Source organism: Bradyrhizobium sp. LHD-71, assembly GCF_031157255.1.
Taxonomy (GTDB): domain Bacteria; phylum Pseudomonadota; class Alphaproteobacteria; order Rhizobiales; family Xanthobacteraceae; genus P52-10.
In genome coordinates this window covers 230,697-245,355 of the sequence record NZ_JAVIFX010000002.1, presented here as the reverse complement: position 1 = coordinate 245,355, position 14,659 = coordinate 230,697, and the positions used below count along the sequence as shown (strand labels likewise).

The 14,659-nt window shown below is 63.2% G+C and carries 17 protein-coding genes; 12 read left to right on the top strand and 5 right to left on the bottom strand.

From position 1 onward, the window contains the following. Positions 1–41 precede the first annotated feature (41 nt). The gene (gene ggt, locus RCO31_RS02575; RefSeq protein ID WP_308966629.1) at positions 42–1,724 is read left to right on the top strand and encodes a gamma-glutamyltransferase; all 1,683 of its coding nucleotides are present in this window, start codon (positions 42–44) and stop codon (positions 1,722–1,724) included. A gap of 8 nt (positions 1,725–1,732) precedes the next feature. Here the strand turns inward: ggt and RCO31_RS02570 are convergent, their stop codons facing one another. Next, positions 1,733–2,539: an NAD(P)-dependent oxidoreductase gene (locus tag RCO31_RS02570; protein ID WP_308966628.1), complete on the bottom strand. Its 807-nt coding sequence runs from the start codon at positions 2,537–2,539 to the stop codon at positions 1,733–1,735. A gap of 32 nt (positions 2,540–2,571) precedes the next feature. Continuing rightward, a complete protein-coding gene (locus tag RCO31_RS02565; protein WP_308966627.1) occupies positions 2,572–3,348 on the bottom strand; it encodes an FCD domain-containing protein in 777 nt (258 codons plus the stop codon). A gap of 165 nt (positions 3,349–3,513) precedes the next feature. Between RCO31_RS02565 and RCO31_RS02560 the strand changes: the two genes are divergently transcribed. The 4 genes from RCO31_RS02560 (at position 3,514) to RCO31_RS02545 (ending at position 6,900) form a co-directional block, all read left to right on the top strand. Then, positions 3,514–4,506, top strand: coding sequence for a TRAP transporter substrate-binding protein (locus RCO31_RS02560; protein WP_308966626.1), 993 nt, complete (start codon positions 3,514–3,516; stop codon positions 4,504–4,506). An 87-nt stretch (positions 4,507–4,593) separates the two neighbouring features. Beyond that, a complete protein-coding gene (locus RCO31_RS02555; RefSeq protein ID WP_308966625.1) occupies positions 4,594–5,112 on the top strand; it encodes a TRAP transporter small permease in 519 nt (172 codons plus the stop codon). 9 nt (positions 5,113–5,121) lie between these two features. Beyond that, complete coding sequence (locus tag RCO31_RS02550; RefSeq protein WP_308966624.1) at positions 5,122–6,408, top strand: TRAP transporter large permease; 1,287 nt, start codon at positions 5,122–5,124, stop codon at positions 6,406–6,408. Positions 6,409–6,498: 90 nt separating this feature from the next. Continuing rightward, positions 6,499–6,900, top strand: coding sequence for a twin-arginine translocation pathway signal (locus tag RCO31_RS02545; RefSeq protein WP_308966622.1), 402 nt, complete (start codon positions 6,499–6,501; stop codon positions 6,898–6,900). 7 nt (positions 6,901–6,907) lie between these two features. On the opposite strand, the gene RCO31_RS02540 is transcribed toward RCO31_RS02545, so the two are convergent. Both RCO31_RS02540 and RCO31_RS02535 read right to left on the bottom strand, forming a co-directional pair. Then, on the bottom strand, positions 6,908–8,131 hold the full coding sequence (locus RCO31_RS02540; protein WP_308966621.1) for an FAD-dependent monooxygenase: 1,224 nt from the start codon (positions 8,129–8,131) through the stop codon (positions 6,908–6,910). Then, positions 8,104–8,349, bottom strand: a complete 246-nt coding sequence (locus RCO31_RS02535) for a zinc-finger domain-containing protein (protein ID WP_308966620.1) — start codon at positions 8,347–8,349, stop codon at positions 8,104–8,106. Before RCO31_RS02535 ends, RCO31_RS02540 begins: the two co-directional genes overlap by 28 nt. 287 nt (positions 8,350–8,636) lie before the next feature. On the opposite strand from RCO31_RS02535, the gene RCO31_RS02530 reads away from it, so the two are divergent. The 4 genes from RCO31_RS02530 (at position 8,637) to RCO31_RS02515 (ending at position 11,896) form a co-directional block, all read left to right on the top strand. Continuing rightward, entirely contained in the window at positions 8,637–9,740 is a 1,104-nt protein-coding gene (locus RCO31_RS02530; RefSeq protein ID WP_308966619.1) for a hypothetical protein, read from the top strand. 46 nt (positions 9,741–9,786) lie between these two features. Further along, positions 9,787–10,539 (top strand): alpha/beta hydrolase, encoded by a 753-nt coding sequence (locus tag RCO31_RS02525; RefSeq protein WP_308966618.1) that lies wholly within the window; start codon positions 9,787–9,789, stop codon positions 10,537–10,539. A 211-nt stretch (positions 10,540–10,750) separates the two neighbouring features. Further along, a complete protein-coding gene (gene cysE, locus RCO31_RS02520; RefSeq protein WP_308966617.1) occupies positions 10,751–11,572 on the top strand; it encodes a serine O-acetyltransferase in 822 nt (273 codons plus the stop codon). Positions 11,573–11,680: 108 nt separating this feature from the next. Next, positions 11,681–11,896 carry a DUF3126 family protein gene (locus tag RCO31_RS02515; protein WP_308966616.1) on the top strand — a complete coding sequence of 72 codons (216 nt, stop codon included), beginning with the start codon at positions 11,681–11,683 and terminating at the stop codon, positions 11,894–11,896. Between the two features lie 16 nt (positions 11,897–11,912). Here the strand turns inward: RCO31_RS02515 and RCO31_RS02510 are convergent, their stop codons facing one another. Next, positions 11,913–12,620 (bottom strand): hypothetical protein, encoded by a 708-nt coding sequence (locus RCO31_RS02510; protein WP_308966615.1) that lies wholly within the window; start codon positions 12,618–12,620, stop codon positions 11,913–11,915. 369 nt (positions 12,621–12,989) lie between these two features. Here RCO31_RS02510 and RCO31_RS02505 point away from each other — a divergent pair, with 369 nt between their 5' ends. The 3 genes from RCO31_RS02505 (at position 12,990) to RCO31_RS02495 (ending at position 14,627) form a co-directional block, all read left to right on the top strand. Further along, entirely contained in the window at positions 12,990–13,319 is a 330-nt protein-coding gene (locus RCO31_RS02505; protein WP_308966614.1) for a DUF6949 family protein, read from the top strand. 68 nt (positions 13,320–13,387) lie between these two features. Further along, positions 13,388–13,999: a class I SAM-dependent methyltransferase gene (locus RCO31_RS02500; RefSeq protein WP_308966613.1), complete on the top strand. Its 612-nt coding sequence runs from the start codon at positions 13,388–13,390 to the stop codon at positions 13,997–13,999. 97 nt (positions 14,000–14,096) lie between these two features. Continuing rightward, positions 14,097–14,627, top strand: a complete 531-nt coding sequence (locus tag RCO31_RS02495; protein ID WP_308966612.1) for a gamma carbonic anhydrase family protein — start codon at positions 14,097–14,099, stop codon at positions 14,625–14,627. Positions 14,628–14,659: the final 32 nt, after the last annotated feature.

Sequence of the window (14,659 nt, the reverse complement as noted above, 5' to 3'; positions counted from 1 at the left end):
CCTTACGGCGAACTTTAAGCACTGAGCCGGGGGCAGGAGACATGACGAAAGACTGGCGGAGCCGGGCAGGTACCATCTTCACCTGCCAGAAGAAGACCGCCTCGGGCAGCCGCGGCATGGTGGTGAGCAACCACCCGCTCGCTTCGGCTGCGGGTGCCGAGATGCTCGCCGCCGGCGGCAACGCAGTCGATGCCGCGATCGCGACGCTGTTCACGCTGACCGTGGTCGAGCCGATGATGGTCGGCATCATCGGCGGCGGCATGGCGCATGTCCGCCTCGCCGACGGCAGCCACCGGTTCATCGACGGGCAGAGCACGGTGCCGCTGGCGGTAAAGCCGGACGCCTATCGCTCAAAGCCGGGATCAGCGCATGACGTGTTCGACACCGTCGGCGATGAAAACCTGGTCGGCCCGAAGTCGGTCGGCGCGCCGGGCTCCTTGAAGGCCTGGTGCGAGACGTTGCGTCGGTTTGGGACCATGAGTCTTGCCGACGTGATGCAGCCGGCAATCAAGCACGCCGCGCGTGGATATCCGGCGACGCCCTACCTGCATGAATGCATCACCGACGCTGCAACCGATCTGGCGAAGGACAAGCCGATCGCGAAGATTTATCTGCCGGAAGGCGTGCCACTGAAGCCCGGCGAGCGGGTCGTCCAGGCCGAGTATGCTGAAACGCTGAGGACGATCGCGCGCGAAGGTGAGGCGGCGCTCTATTCCGGACCGCTCGGCGACATTCTCGTCGATTACATGAAGCAGCATGGCGGCTTCATCACTCACGATGATCTCCGGTGGTACAAGACCGTCGAGCGGCAGCCGATCAAAGCGAGCTATCGCGGCTGGGACATTCTCGGTCCGCCACCGCCTGCAGCCTCTGGCGTTCACATCGCGCAGATGCTCAATATCCTCGAAGGTTACGATGTCCGCAGCATGGGGTTCGGCACGGCCGAGACGATCCATCTGCTTGCCGAGGTGTTGAAAATCGCGTTCGCGGATCGCGCGGCCGCGAGTGGGGATCCCGACTTCATCGACGTGCCGGTCGCCCGTCTGACGTCGAAGGATTATGCGGACGAGCGTCGCGGAGCTATCGATCCGAAGCGGGCGCAACGCTGGGGCGCAGGCGTCAAGCAGTTCGAAAGTGCCTACACCACGCATATGACCGCGGCTGACGCCTTCGGCAACGTGGTCGCGACCACGCAGACGATCAACAACCTGTTCGGCGCAAAGATCATGATCCCGGGCCTCGGGGTGGTGCCGAACAACTACATGAACTTGTTCGATCCGCGACCGGGGCGCGCGCTGTCGGTCCAGCCCGGCAAACGCGTCACCACCTCGATGTCACCGATGATGGCGCTGCGTGAGGGACGGATCGTCTACGCCTTCGGCCTGCCTGGCGGAAAGCGTATCTTTCCGAGCGCGTTCCAGGCGCTGGTCAACCTGATCGATCACGGCATGAGCCTGCAGGAGGCAGTCGAAGCGCCACGGGTCTGGACCGAAGGCAACGCGCTTGAGGTCGAGCTGGCCGTGCCGGACAGCGTGCGGGCGCAGCTCAAGGAACGCGGCCATGATGTGCTGCCGGCAGCGACGGTGGCTGGCGGGATGAACGGCATCGAATTCCACGACGATGGCACAATGTCAGGCGCCGCCTGCTGGCGCGCCGATGGCACGCCGATCGGACTTGCCGGCGGACTAGCGAAGGCCGGCGTACGCTTCGGTATCGGCCGGTAGCTTCGCTATCACCAGACATCCTCGGCCGATGCCGAGTACTCCGCCGAGCAGAACGTTCCGCCTTGATAGAAATCTCCGACCGGATCTGCGGGCAATTTCGCCTGTTCGGCGAGCGCATAATCGCGATGATCCTCGGCACGATGTTTGGGCCTGTAGCCGAAACGGTAAGCGGCGGAGTTGTCCCACCATGTGCGTTCGTTCAGCGAGGCGCCATAGAACACTTCATTGCGAATGTCCGGATGCTCCAGGGCGATGCGGCAAAGCTGCAGCAGGTCATCCGGATGCAGCCAGATCGAGAGGCGGCGGTGGTCGAGCGGCTTGAGACCCACATTGCCGATGCGCAGCGAGGTGACACCGATGCCATGCTTCTCGGCATAGAGCGCGCCAAGCGCTTCGCCGAACACTTTCGAGACGCCGTAGCGGCTGTCGGGGCGAGGCGTGACATTGGTGCCGATGTGCGTGGTCCGCGGATAAAAGCCGATGGCATGATTGGAGGAGGCGAAGAGGATGCGCTTGACGCCTTTGGTACGTGCGGCTTCGAACAGATTGTAGCAGCCCTCGATATTGGCGGTGCGGATCTGGTCCCACGTACCCTCGATCGAGTGGCCACCGAAGTGCAGAATACCGTCGATGCCGTCACAGGCCTTCGCGACCTCGTCGAATTTCGTCAGATCGGCGGTGACGAAGCTGCTGTCGGAGGCGCCTTGCGGCCTTCTGATGTCGGACAAGAGCAGTTCGGGATAGATGCTGCGCAACATCGGCGTGAGCATCGTGCCGATGCCGCCCGCTGCTCCGGTCATCAGAACGCGCTTCATCGTCGGTCTCCTCAAGTTCGAACGGTGTGCGGCTACATGCCGGCCAGCTTGGCGAGCCGCCGATAACGCACCAGGCTGTTGCCGAGATGCATCCGCATCGTACGGCGCGCGGCGGCCGGATCGCGCGCGCGGATCGCCGACCCGATTTGCCGGTGCTCGCCTTGGATCTTTTTCAGATATGTCGTCTGCTCGGCGCCGGTGGTTACGGTCGCGCGTACGCTCTGCCGCGGGATCACGTGCCGGCCGAGAAAGCGCAGAAACTCGGCATAGTGCGGATTGGCAGTGGCCTCGGCGATCGCGCGATGAAACGCGAAATCCTCCGAGACCGCCGCATCACCGCGGCGGATCGCGCGATCGATGTCGCCCAGCGACCGGTCGATTGCGCGCAAGTGCTGCGCGGTCGCCCGTTCGGCCGCAAGCGCCGCAGCCTCGATCTCCACCGCAAGACGAAGCTCCATGACGCTGATGACATCGGCGATCGACGAAAGCCCGTCGGGATCAATACGGAACGGCACGCGCGCCCGATCTGGTGCGACGAACGCGCCGGCGCCCTGACGCGTGATCACGAGTCCGTCCGCCTTCAGCGCGGAGACGGCCTCGCGCACCACGGTGCGGCTGACGCCCATCGCGCTCATCATTTCCTGCTCGGTCGGCAAACGCGCCCCGGGCTTCAGCCGGCCGCTGGCGATCTCGTTGGAAATGCGGTCGATCACTTCAGACGTCCGGTTGCGAACCGGACGCAGCGGGGTCAGCAGCGCGACCTTGTCAGGTTTACTGCTTGCTGGTAGCTTTTCAGGATGTACGGTCATCGTACAAATTTCTAGCATTACGATATTTTCGGAGCAAGGTATCGACAGCACGAATTGGCAGAGACTGCAAATAGAAGCGGCCGCGACGACGAAGCGTCGTGAAGCCGCCGGATGGTCCGGACAGAAACTCTGGACAGAAACGGTGCAGATCAAGGGAGAGCAAACGTGAAACGACGCGATTTTCTCATGCTCGGCGCGGCGGCGACCGCAGCCGGCGCGATCGGCGCACCTGCTTTCGCGCAAGCAAAGCTCGTGCTCAAGGCGACCGACGTTCACCCGCTCGGCTACCCGACCGTCGAGGCGGTCGAGCGGATGGGCAAGAAGCTCGATGCGGCCACCAACGGACGCATCTCGATCCAGATGTTCCCGGCGATGCAACTCGGCGGCGAAAAGGAGATGATCGAGCAGGCCCAGGTCGGCGCGCTGCAGCTTGCGCGCATCTCCGTCGGGCCGATGGGACCGCTTGTGGGCGAGTTCAATGTCTTCAATCTGCCGTTTGTCTTCCGCGACGCCGCGCATATGGAGAAGGTCATCGACGGGCCGATCGGCGACGAACTGCTGAAGAAGCTTTCCGATCATCCGACCGCAGGCCTGATCGGGCTCTGTTACATGAACGCCGGGAGCCGCCACGTCTACAATTCCAAGAAGCCGATCGCCAAGCTCGAGGACCTCAAGGGTCTCAAGATCCGCATGATGGGAAATCCGCTGTTCGTCGAGACGATGAACTCGCTCGGCGGCAACGGGGTGGCGATGGGCTTCGACCAGCTGATCAACGCGATGCAGACCGGCGTGGTCGACGGCGCGGAAAACAACGAGCCGAGCTACGACTCAGGCCAGCACTACCGGTACGCGAAGTATTTTTCCAAGACCGGACACCTGATGATCCCTGAGCTTCTGGTGTTTTCCAAGGTCAGCTGGGAGAAGCTGTCGAAGGACGATCAGGCGCTGATCGGCAAGCTCGCCAAGGAAGCGCAGCAGGAGCAGCGCAAGCTCTGGTACGAGCGCGAGAATGAATCGATCAAGCGCATGAAGGACGCCGGCGTCGAGATCAACGAGGTGGCCGACCGCAAGCCATTCCAGGATGCGGTGAAGCCGGTGTGGGACAAGTACGGCGGAGCGCACAAGACGCTGATCGAGCGCATCCAGGCGGTGAAATAGCAGGGGCGCCATGGGCGGGCTTCGGCCGGCTTCGCATCGCGGGGCCGGCCGAAGCTATCTTGGATGGCTTCGAGTGCGGGCAGACGTATGCAAGCTTACTTCAACGCAATGGATGTCCTGCACCGCGCCTGCGTGTTCATCGCCGGCGTCGCTCTGGTCGTCATCGTCATCATCATTCCTTACGGTGTCTTCACCCGGTACGTGCTGAACAGCGCATCGTCGTGGCCGGAGCCGATGGCGATCCTGCTGATGATCGTGCTGTCGTTCCTCTCCGCGGTCGTCTGCTATCGCGAGCACATGCATATCGGCGTCGGCCTGCTGCCGAGCGCACTGCGCGGCCTGCCGCGCACGCTGCTCGGCATCTTCATTGAGCTTGCGATGCTCGCAACCAACCTGTTCCTGCTCTGGTACGGCATCCGTCTGGTGCAGCGGACCTGGCACCAGAGCATCGCCGAGTTTCCGGTCGTCTCGGTCGGCGTGTCCTACCTGCCGGTGCCCATCGTCGGCTTCATCACTATCCTCTTCATCATCGAGCGCTTCATGAAGGGTGACTGGTTTCCGCCGCCGCCGGATCCCGACGATCCAAACATCATCTCCACGGAGTGAGCTGAAGCGATGGATGCGCTGGTACTGATCGGATCGTTCACGGCGCTCTGTCTGCTGGGCATGCCGGTTGCTTATGCGCTGGGCCTGGCGGCGATTGCGGCAGCGCTCTGGATGGGCATTCCGCTGGAGGCGATCGCGCTCAAGACCTCCGACGGCATGGATGACTTCCCGCTGTTGGCGATCCCGTTCTTCATCCTTGCGGGCGCCATCATGGGCGAGGGAGGCATGGCTAGCCGCATCATCGATCTAGCGAAGGTCTTTGTCGGCTTCATTCGCGGCGGACTGGCGCTCGTCAACATCGTCGCCTCCACCATGTTCGGCTGCATCTCAGGCTCCTCGGTCGCCGATACTGCCTCGATCGGCTCGGTGATGATCCCGCAGATGGTCAAGGCCGGTTATCCGCGGCTGTTCGCGGTCAATGTGACGATCTCCGGCGCACTACAGCCGCTGCTGATTCCGCCGTCGCACAACATGGTGATCTATTCGCTGGCCGCCGGCGGCAGCGTTTCGGTGGCGCACCTGTTCATGGGTGGCGTGATCCCGGGCCTGCTGCTTGGCCTGTCGCTGATGGGGCTGGTGCTGATCTATGCCTACCGCAACGACCTGCCGAAGGGCGAGCGCGTCCCATTGCGGAAGGCGCTCTGGATTGCGGTGGATTCTGTTTGGGGTCTCGTCACCGTGGTGATCATCATGGGCGGCATCCTGTCCGGCATCTTCACGCCGACCGAAAGCGCCGCGGTCGCCTGCGTCTGGGCGTTCTTCGTCACGATGTTCATTTATCGCAGCTACAAATGGAGCGAGCTGCCGCACATGATCGGCCGTGTCGTCCGCACGGTCGGCATGGTGATGATCATGATCGGCTTCTCGGTCGCGTTCGGCTACATGATGGCGTTGATGCGCATTCCGGCGCTGGCCTCGGAGTTCTTCTCCACAGTGGCGAGCGACAAGTACACCTTTCTGCTCTACATCAACCTCCTGCTGTTGTTTCTCGGCACGTTCATGGACCTCGCGCCGATGCTACTGATTTGCACGCCGGTGTTCCTGCCGGTGATCGCTAAATTCGGCATCGATCCGGTGCATTTCGGCATCATCATGATCTTCAACCTCGGCATCGGCCTGCTGACGCCGCCGGTCGGCCCGACGCTCGCCGTCGGCTGCGCCATCGGCAAGGTTTCGATGGAGGCCGTCTCGCGGAGCATCATGCTGTTCTACGTGCCGATGCTGATCGTACTCGGGCTGGTCACCTATCTTCCCGAACTGACATTGTGGCTACCGCGGGTGCTGCTCGGCAGGTAATGCGGGGGCGGGGCGGCGCAGAGCAGCCACATTGTCGACACCCGTCGTTGCTTTACAGCCCGTCAACGATGCTCCTGTAACAGTTGAAACATGTCCCTCACGACAAAGAGAATAGCGCGCGTTCTTGTGCTGATGGCGTCAGGAGCGATGCTCGGTGGCTGCGCCACCACGACGGTGGACGAGTCGACGTTCTTCGTCGACCCGGCGCGCTATGCGATGTACGACTGCCAGCAACTCGCCCCAGTGCGCACCAGTGCGGCCCAGCGGGTGGAGGAGCTGCGGGGCCTCATGCGGAAAGCCGAAGGCGGGCCTGCGGGATCGATCGTCTCCGAAGTTGCGTACCGGCCGGACTACCTGTCCGCACAAGGCACGCTCAAGGCGGCCAATGCCGCGTGGGAGCGAAACCGCTGCACCGAAAGCCAGCCCGCCAATCCGGGATCGGCATCTCGATCGCCGGCAGCGCCTGCCGCGGGCCGCAGTCGCGCCTATTGATGCACAGTCACGCGAGCCGCCAGTCGTAGATCCAGTCGCGCTGCGACAGCAGCCGTCGGCCGCCGAGAAGCTTCATCGACAGATTGCGCGCGAGCGCGACCGGCGCCGGCAGGTGATAGATTGCCCCCGCCTGCCACGTGGTGCGCCGCACCTGTGCGACGCGCGTCTGCCGCTGGGCGGCGTAACGGCGGAACGCCTCGGTGGCCGCGTCGGGTTGGCGCACGAGGCAATCGGCCAATACGGCAGCATCCTCGATCGCCATCGCTGCGCCCTGGGCCGCGAACGGCAGCATCGCATGGCCGGCGTCGCCCAGGAGCGCGACCGGACCCTTTGCAAGCCCGGCGCCCTCGACCGTGAACAGGGCCCACTTCCGCCAGTTGTCGGCAGCCTCGACGATCTTGCGCGCGCCGGCAGACCAGCCGCGCGAGGCGAATTCGGCGGCGATCTCGCTGGCGTCGCCGGCCTCGTTCCAGCCCGGCCGGTCCCAGTGTCCGGCGACGATGGCGACGATATTGATCAGCGCGCCGCCGCGCACCGGATACGCGACGAGGTGTGCGCCGGCGCCGAGCCAGAGTGTGATCCGGTTCTGGCTGACGTCGCGCGGCAGCTTGAAGGCATCGACAGTGCCGCGCCAGGCAACGTGGCCGGAAAGGGATGCAGGCACGCCGCCGAAATGCTGATGGCGGACATTGGACCAGACGCCGTCGGCACCGACCAGTGCCACCGCCCGTCGGCTCGTCTGCTGCTGCGCCTCGCGGTTGATCACGGTCACGCCGCTCGCATGAAGCGAGACATCCTCGAAGGGGGCGTCCAGCTGTAGGTCGATGTCGGGATTTTCTCGCGCGCGCCTGAGCAGTGCGGCCTGCAGATCCGCACGATGAATGATCCAGTACGGCGCCCCATACCGGGTTTGTGCCGAGGCGCCGAGAGGGATGCGCACGATCGGTCTGCCGCTTCGTGCGGCGATGATGGAGATGTCGTCCGGCGTGACGACATGGTCGGCGAGATGTTTCTCGAGGCCGAGCCGGAGCAACACGCTGCTGGCGTTGGGCGACAGCTGGATGCCGGCACCCGCCTGGTCGAGCTGTGGAGCCTTTTCGAGAACGATGACGTGAAAGCGTTGCTCGGCCAGTGCGATCGCCGCCGTCAGACCTCCAATGCCTGCACCGGCGACGACGACGGTCCGCGATGCGGGCGCGGCTGTCAGGCTGCCTTGTCCTTCAGGGCGCACTCGGGAGGCCGGGAGTCGCCGGCAGCGAGATCAGGCGCGTGCCGATAGAGCGTCGAGCAATAGGGACAGATGATCTCGCGGTCGTCGCCCATGTCGAGAAACACGTGCGGGTGATCGAACGGCGGACGCGCGCCGACGCACATGAACTCCGTCGCTCCGATTTCGATCACGGAAACCCCCGCATCATTCTGGAAATGCGGAACGACATGTTCGGCCATCGTCAAAACCCCAAACTTCTGGTCCAGTTGTAACAGCGCAAGGCCTTTGTGAGCCCCTTCAAGCCGCGCGCACCATACTGATACACCGCACTGATTCCTAGGGGAGCAGCGGGCACTGGAGAGACCGCATTGCCTCGCGTCAGGATGCTAAATTCGACACAATCGCAGGCCTTAAGGAAGGCCTTCTTTGGTAGCAGCGCAAGGTTCATGCATTGCGCACGAAAAAGCCGTAGTTATTTGAGCGCGACGAGAACGGGCACGGGTCTCGTTCCGAAATGGAAACGGACATGAAGCTGCTGCTTCGACTGGCCGCCAGCCTGGCCTGCCTGACGGCGTTTGCAGCCGCGCTCGTCCATGTCTGGCCCCACGCGCGCGATGCGGTGGCGATCTTTGCAGCGCAGGACGATCCGGCATTGCTCAGCGAGTTGCAGATCCGCAAAGCCGTTGCCGTCGATCCGCTCCTGTTGGAGCGCGAAATTGTCGCCGCATTGGCTTCAGCCGATTTTGATCTCGCGCAAAGCTTCGCCGATCTGGCGCAGGCCCAGAATGTGCCGATCTCGGTCGACGTGCTGGCGCAACTCGATGAGGCAGCTGCGCGTTCGCGGTCGATGACGCATCTTGCCGGCCGCTTTGCGACCGGCTTTCTGACCGGGACGACCGACGATGTCGCAAGCTTGTCCGGAACCGTGGCCGGCGATCTGTTCACGTTCGGCGACATTCGTGATCTTGTGCGTGAAGGACGTCACCTCGTGCTTGGCGACGAGCCGGATCGTCTCGTGCTGGGGCTAGCGGCCGCAGGCCTTGCCGTCACCGCTGGAACTTACGCATCGGCGGGCGCTGCGAGCCCCGCGCGGGCGGGGCTGAGCCTGTTGAAGGGCGCGCGCAAGAGCGCGCGGCTCAGCGCCGGCTTGAGTGATTGGGCGCGGCGATCCGCGTCCGAAGTGGTCGATACAGGAGTGCTGCGGCGCGCCGTCGCTGACGTCTCACTGACGCGGCCGATGCAATCGTTCGGTGCGCTCAAGGCTGCGGTGAAGACCGAGAAGGCGGCGCTGCTCGTCACCGCAGTCAAGGACGTCGGCCGGGTCGGCGAGAAAGCCGGCGCGCGCGCCGCGCTCGACATCATGAAAGTGGCGGACAATCCAAAGGAACTTGCGCGCGCTGCCAGATTGGCCGAATCGAGGGGAAGCCAGACTCGGGCGATCCTGAAGATTCTCGGTCGCGGAGCATTGTTCCTGGCCGCTGGCGCCTTCAACCTCGCAAGCTGGCTGTTCAGTGCGCTAGTGTTCCTGTTGGGCGTCGTCGCCTCGATCAAGTCGCTGACCGAGCGGCTGACAATGGCCTGGCTGCGGCGAGCCCGCGCGCGACGTGCCTGCGCCGACGCCTTCGCGTAACTCATCCACAATCCCATCAACACCAGCAACTTATCAGCGATACGTCATGCCGAGTTTCAAGAATGCCGGTGTCGAGATTGCTTATCTCGACGAAGGCGAGGGGGATCCCATCGTGCTTGTGCACGGCTTTGCTTCGACTAAGGACGTGAACTGGGTTTATCCGACCTGGGTCTCACATCTGCGCAAGGCCGGCCGCCGCGTCATTGCGCTCGACAATCGCGGTCATGGGCAATCCGCCAAGCTCTACGATCCCGAGGACTATCACATCGGCACGATGGCCTGTGACGTGCGCGCGCTGATGGATCATCTGGCGATCGCACGCGCCGACATCATGGGCTATTCGCTTGGCGGGCGCATCACTGCATTTCTCGCATGCCACCATGCGGATCGCGTGCGCCGTGCAATCCTCGGCGGCATCGGCATCGGCCTGATCGCCGGCGGCGGTCCGGGCGAAAACGTTGCGAAGGCGCTCGAGGCTCCGTCGCTGGATAGCGTCACGGACAAGATGGGGCGGATGTTTCGCGCGTTCGCCGATCAGACGCGCTCGGACCGACGGGCGCTCGCCGCCTGCCTGCGCGGTTCGCGGCGTTTGATGACGCGGGAAGAGGTCGCCGCGATCGCCGTTCCGGTGTTGATTGCGGTCGGCACAAAGGACGATATCGCCGGCTCGGCGCACGAACTCGCCGCAATCATTGCCGGTTCCGAAGTGCTCGATATCCCCGGCCGCGATCACATGCGCGCGGTCGGCGATAAGGTCTACAAGGACGGTGTGCTGACGTATCTTGCAAGCGAAAGCTGAGCCGCAGGCGTTGCTGCGGCGATACGAGGCGTTCGATCCTAGAGACAAGCGTTTGATTCTGCTGACAAGTTGGTGGAAGCGCGTGCCCGCTACAGCCAAACATGACAGTGGCATATCTTTACCCAAAGCATGGGCTTGATGGTCATTGCGGCCTTGCGGCGGCGCACTATGTGGTATGATCAGTTTCATGGGAACTGCCGGGACAACACGGATGCCAAAGACCCAACTCGATCCTCAATCCGCCTTAAGCAAGCTCGATCCAGTCTGGGCGCATGTCCGGCAGGAAGCGGAAGAAATTGTTCGGCGCGAGCCGGAGCTCGCGACCTTCATCTACTCGGCGGTGCTGCACCACGAGCGACTGGAGGATTCGATCGTTCATCGTGTCGCCGAGCGGCTGGATCATCCGGAGCTGTCAGGCGATATGATCCGCAAGGCGTATCAAGACGCGTTGCGCGATGACCCGGATCTGGGCAACGCGTTTCGCGCAGACATGGTGGCTGTCTATGACCGCGACCCCGCCACTTCGCGCTTCATCGATCCGCTGCTCTATTTCAAGGGTTTCCACGCCATTCAGACGCATCGTCTGGCGCACTGGCTGTGGCACAAGGGCCGCAAGGATTTCGCCTACTACCTGCAAAGCCGATCGTCGGCGATTTTCCAGGTCGATATCAATCCGGCGGCGAAGATGGGCCGCGGCATCTTCCTGGATCACGCCACAGGCTTCGTCATGGGCGAGACTGCCGTCGTCGAGGACGACGTGTCGATCCTGCACGGCGTGACGCTCGGCGGCACCGGCAAGGAGAATGAGGATCGGCATCCGAAAATCGGCCGCGGCGTGATGATCGGCGCCGGCGCGAAGATCCTCGGCAACATCAAGGTTGGCCATTGCGCCCGCATTGCCGCGGGTTCGGTGGTCGTGAAACCTGTTCCGAATAACGTGACAGTCGCCGGCGTTCCCGCCAGGGTGGTCGGCGCCGCGGGCTGCGCTGAGCCGTCGCGAACCATGGACCAGATGCTGAACGGCGGCGAGTAAATCCGGTCCAATTCCCGCCGTTTGGGTCTGGCGCTCAAGCACGACACGCAATAAAGGTTGGCCGCAACAATTCCGTGCGCTGCGGCGCGACCGGACCGGGAGACGGCTGTGGACGTTCAGGAAGTCAGGAAACTCGATACCTATTTGAAGCGGTTGTTCGGCAACCAGAAGATCCGCGTGGTGCCGCGGCCGAAGAAGGATGATTCCGCCGAGGTCTATATCGGTGAGGAGTTTGTCGGCGTGCTGTTCGTCGACGACGAAGACGACGATCGCTCCTATCAGTTTCAGATGGCGATCCTCGAGACCGACCTCGACGAGGGCTGAGACGATCGCAGTCGCGCTAGTTCGTCTTGCTCTGCATCTGCTCGACGAGCTTGTCCATCGACGCGGCGACCTGGCGCCAGTCTGACAGCCAGCTTCGTGGAAAACGAAAGGTCAGATGCGCGCCGTCGACCCGTCGTTCGCTCAAGCACACGCCGGGCGTCATCGCGTCGCGTGTGCAGCGGCTGACGAAGGGCGGCTGTTCGGCCGTGAAGAGATCCTCGTCGCGATAGGGTGAACTGTCACGGAATGCGCGGCCGATGAGGCCGTCGCGCGTCTTGGCCTCTGCCTCGACATAACGTGGGTAAATCGTGCGGGCGCGCTCCGTCGGCGTGACGACGTCGCCATCGGCGGCGATCGACAGGAAGATGCGGTCGGCCGCGATCGGTTTGGCCTCGACGGTCTCCGCGGTCACGTGTGGCTGCGGCGTCGGCGGCGCAAGCGAGGGATAGTCGAACGCCAAATCGATCCGCTCCTGCGGCCCTGCGCGGCGCTGCATATGCATGCGGATGGCGTTCGCCGGCACGTTGAACAGGGCGCTGCCGACGGTGATCGGCAGGCGTTCCGGGTCCTTTGGCGTTGTCGCGCGCCACGTCGGCCACAACAGGTAGATGACGAGTGCCAGCATCGCGCCGCTGACGAGCGACGAGAGACCGAGCGGTCCCAGGCTCGAGCGCGAGCGGTTGCCAAGCGGCGTGGGTCGGGGCGGGGAAGAGCGGGGTTTCATGGCAATTGCGTGTCGAATCAGCGGCTGGTGCGCGCTGGGTTTGACGTTCGTACCACCATTTGCCGCAAGTCCTGCGTACGAACGTCAAATCCGAAAAGTGTACTAGAATCATAAAGTTGGTAGGGTATTTTTGTTTTGACGCTCGCACGGAGGCCTCGCGGCGAGGTGATGCGAGCGTCAGAAACAGGACACGAGTATCGCACGCGAACCGTTTCGTCGGAGGCGCGAGCAGACGATCGTACGACAGGTTTAAGTCACACGTTTGAAACGCCCCCCAGCCATGTTAACCTTTTTTTAAGGATGCGCTGGCGCACGGGGTGACCTTCTGCGAAGCGTTTTCCAGATCCTGTTTGTACCGCGTGAGTTCGGATGCCCCCTGAAACATTGCAGTCCTTCATCGCCGTCGGCATTGGTTTTGCGCTGGCGGGGGCGCTGGTCAGCGCCTATCAGGCGTTCGCGCAGCGGCCCGCCGGTTTTGGACTGCTCGCCCAGGGGCCAGGCCCACAGGCCTTCGCCGCGGTTCCTTTCTTGGTGTTCGCCGCGCCTTTCATCATCATGCGCAACACCGTGCGCGGCCGCAGGACCGACAATCGACGCGTCGAGTTCGTCATGCTTGCGAGCGTGCTGGCCGGTTTCTGGAGCGGAATGTCCGGCACCTTCTTCGTGATGTTGTTGCAAGCGGTCGGCTTGCTCGCTTAAGCGGACATCGACGTTCCGGCTGGCGGCAAATGCCGCCGGCCCGCTTACCAGCATGTGGGTCGTCATTCATGTCAAACAAAGGCGCCGCGCACGATCCCGAGACGCTCGCGTTCTATGATCGAGAGGCAAAGAATTACGCGGTGCGTCCGAAGCCGGAGCGCAACAAGCGTCTCGAACAGTTCCTGACCAGTCTCGCTCCCGGCGCGAAAATTCTCGAACTCGGCTGCGGTGGCGGACAGGATTCCGAAGCGATGATCCGCGCAGGCTTCGACGTGACGCCGACCGATGGCTCGCCGGGCCTCGCGCGCGAAGCGGAGCGACGACTGGGACAGCCCGTCAAGATTCTGCGTTTCGAGGATCTCGACGAGCGCGCCGCCTTTGACGCGGTGTGGGCAAGTGCGTGCCTGTTGCACGTTCCGGCCGACCGACTGGCCGACGTGCTAACGAACGTCCATGCCGCCCTGCGAGGCGGCGGCCGCTTCTATGCGAGCTACAAGATGGGTGACGGCGGAGACCGTGACAGCCTTGGCCGCTATTACAACTTTCCGTCACGCGAGAAACTGGCAGCGGCCTACAAGCAAGCAGGCGATTGGGCCACCGTGACGATGGAAGAGGCCGCCGGCGGCGGCTACGACGGCGTGCCGCGCACGTTCCTGCATGTGACGGCCGTAAAGGCCTGATATCTCGGAATATAGGTCGACCGATCTCGCCAACCGCGGAGATTTCGTGGCAAACTCGGCGTGTCGCTTTCAAGAACAATGTTCCCAAGGACAAGGCATGGCACTTTACGAACTCGACGGGCAGGCGCCCGAACTTCCCGCCGACGGAGACTATTTCGTCGCCGACAATGCAGTGCTGATCGGCAAGGTGCGGCTGAAGAAGGATGCCAGCGTCTGGTTCGGCAGCGTGCTGCGCGGCGACAATGAATGGATCGAAATCGGCGAGGGCTCGAACATACAGGAAAACACTGTCTGCCACACCGACCCCGGCAAGCCTCTCGTCGTCGGCAAGAACTGCACCATCGGCCACAATGTCATCCTGCACGGTTGCATCATCGAGGACGGCGCGCTGGTCGGCATGGGCGCGATCGTCATGAACGGCGCGCGAATCCGCAAAGGAAGTGTGATTGGGGCCGGAGCGATCGTCACCGAGGACAAGGAATTTCCAGAGAACTCGCTGATCATCGGCGCGCCCGCCAAGGCCGTGCGCACGCTGACGGCGGAGCAGGTCGCGCAATTGACGCGTGGCGCGCCGCGGTATGTGCAGAACAGTAAGCGTTTCAAGGCCGGTCTGAAGAAGGTTGGTTGATGTCGGCCCGGCAGCGTGTTGTCGTCAAATCG

Excerpts from the sequence above, each read along its gene's own strand:
- ggt (WP_308966629.1), top strand. The coding sequence starts at position 42 with ATGACGAAAGACTGGCGGAGCCGGGCAGGTACCATCTTCACCTGCCAG.
- RCO31_RS02570 (WP_308966628.1), bottom strand. The coding sequence starts at position 2,539 with ATGAAGCGCGTTCTGATGACCGGAGCAGCGGGCGGCATCGGCACGATG.
- RCO31_RS02565 (WP_308966627.1), bottom strand. The coding sequence starts at position 3,348 with ATGACCGTACATCCTGAAAAGCTACCAGCAAGCAGTAAACCTGACAAG.
- RCO31_RS02555 (WP_308966625.1), top strand. The coding sequence starts at position 4,594 with ATGCAAGCTTACTTCAACGCAATGGATGTCCTGCACCGCGCCTGCGTG.
- RCO31_RS02550 (WP_308966624.1), top strand. The coding sequence starts at position 5,122 with ATGGATGCGCTGGTACTGATCGGATCGTTCACGGCGCTCTGTCTGCTG.
- RCO31_RS02545 (WP_308966622.1), top strand. The coding sequence starts at position 6,499 with ATGTCCCTCACGACAAAGAGAATAGCGCGCGTTCTTGTGCTGATGGCG.
- RCO31_RS02535 (WP_308966620.1), bottom strand. The coding sequence starts at position 8,349 with ATGGCCGAACATGTCGTTCCGCATTTCCAGAATGATGCGGGGGTTTCC.
- RCO31_RS02530 (WP_308966619.1), top strand. The coding sequence starts at position 8,637 with ATGAAGCTGCTGCTTCGACTGGCCGCCAGCCTGGCCTGCCTGACGGCG.
- RCO31_RS02525 (WP_308966618.1), top strand. The coding sequence starts at position 9,787 with ATGCCGAGTTTCAAGAATGCCGGTGTCGAGATTGCTTATCTCGACGAA.
- cysE (WP_308966617.1), top strand. The coding sequence starts at position 10,751 with ATGCCAAAGACCCAACTCGATCCTCAATCCGCCTTAAGCAAGCTCGAT.
- RCO31_RS02510 (WP_308966615.1), bottom strand. The coding sequence starts at position 12,620 with ATGAAACCCCGCTCTTCCCCGCCCCGACCCACGCCGCTTGGCAACCGC.
- RCO31_RS02505 (WP_308966614.1), top strand. The coding sequence starts at position 12,990 with ATGCCCCCTGAAACATTGCAGTCCTTCATCGCCGTCGGCATTGGTTTT.
- RCO31_RS02500 (WP_308966613.1), top strand. The coding sequence starts at position 13,388 with ATGTCAAACAAAGGCGCCGCGCACGATCCCGAGACGCTCGCGTTCTAT.
- RCO31_RS02495 (WP_308966612.1), top strand. The coding sequence starts at position 14,097 with ATGGCACTTTACGAACTCGACGGGCAGGCGCCCGAACTTCCCGCCGAC.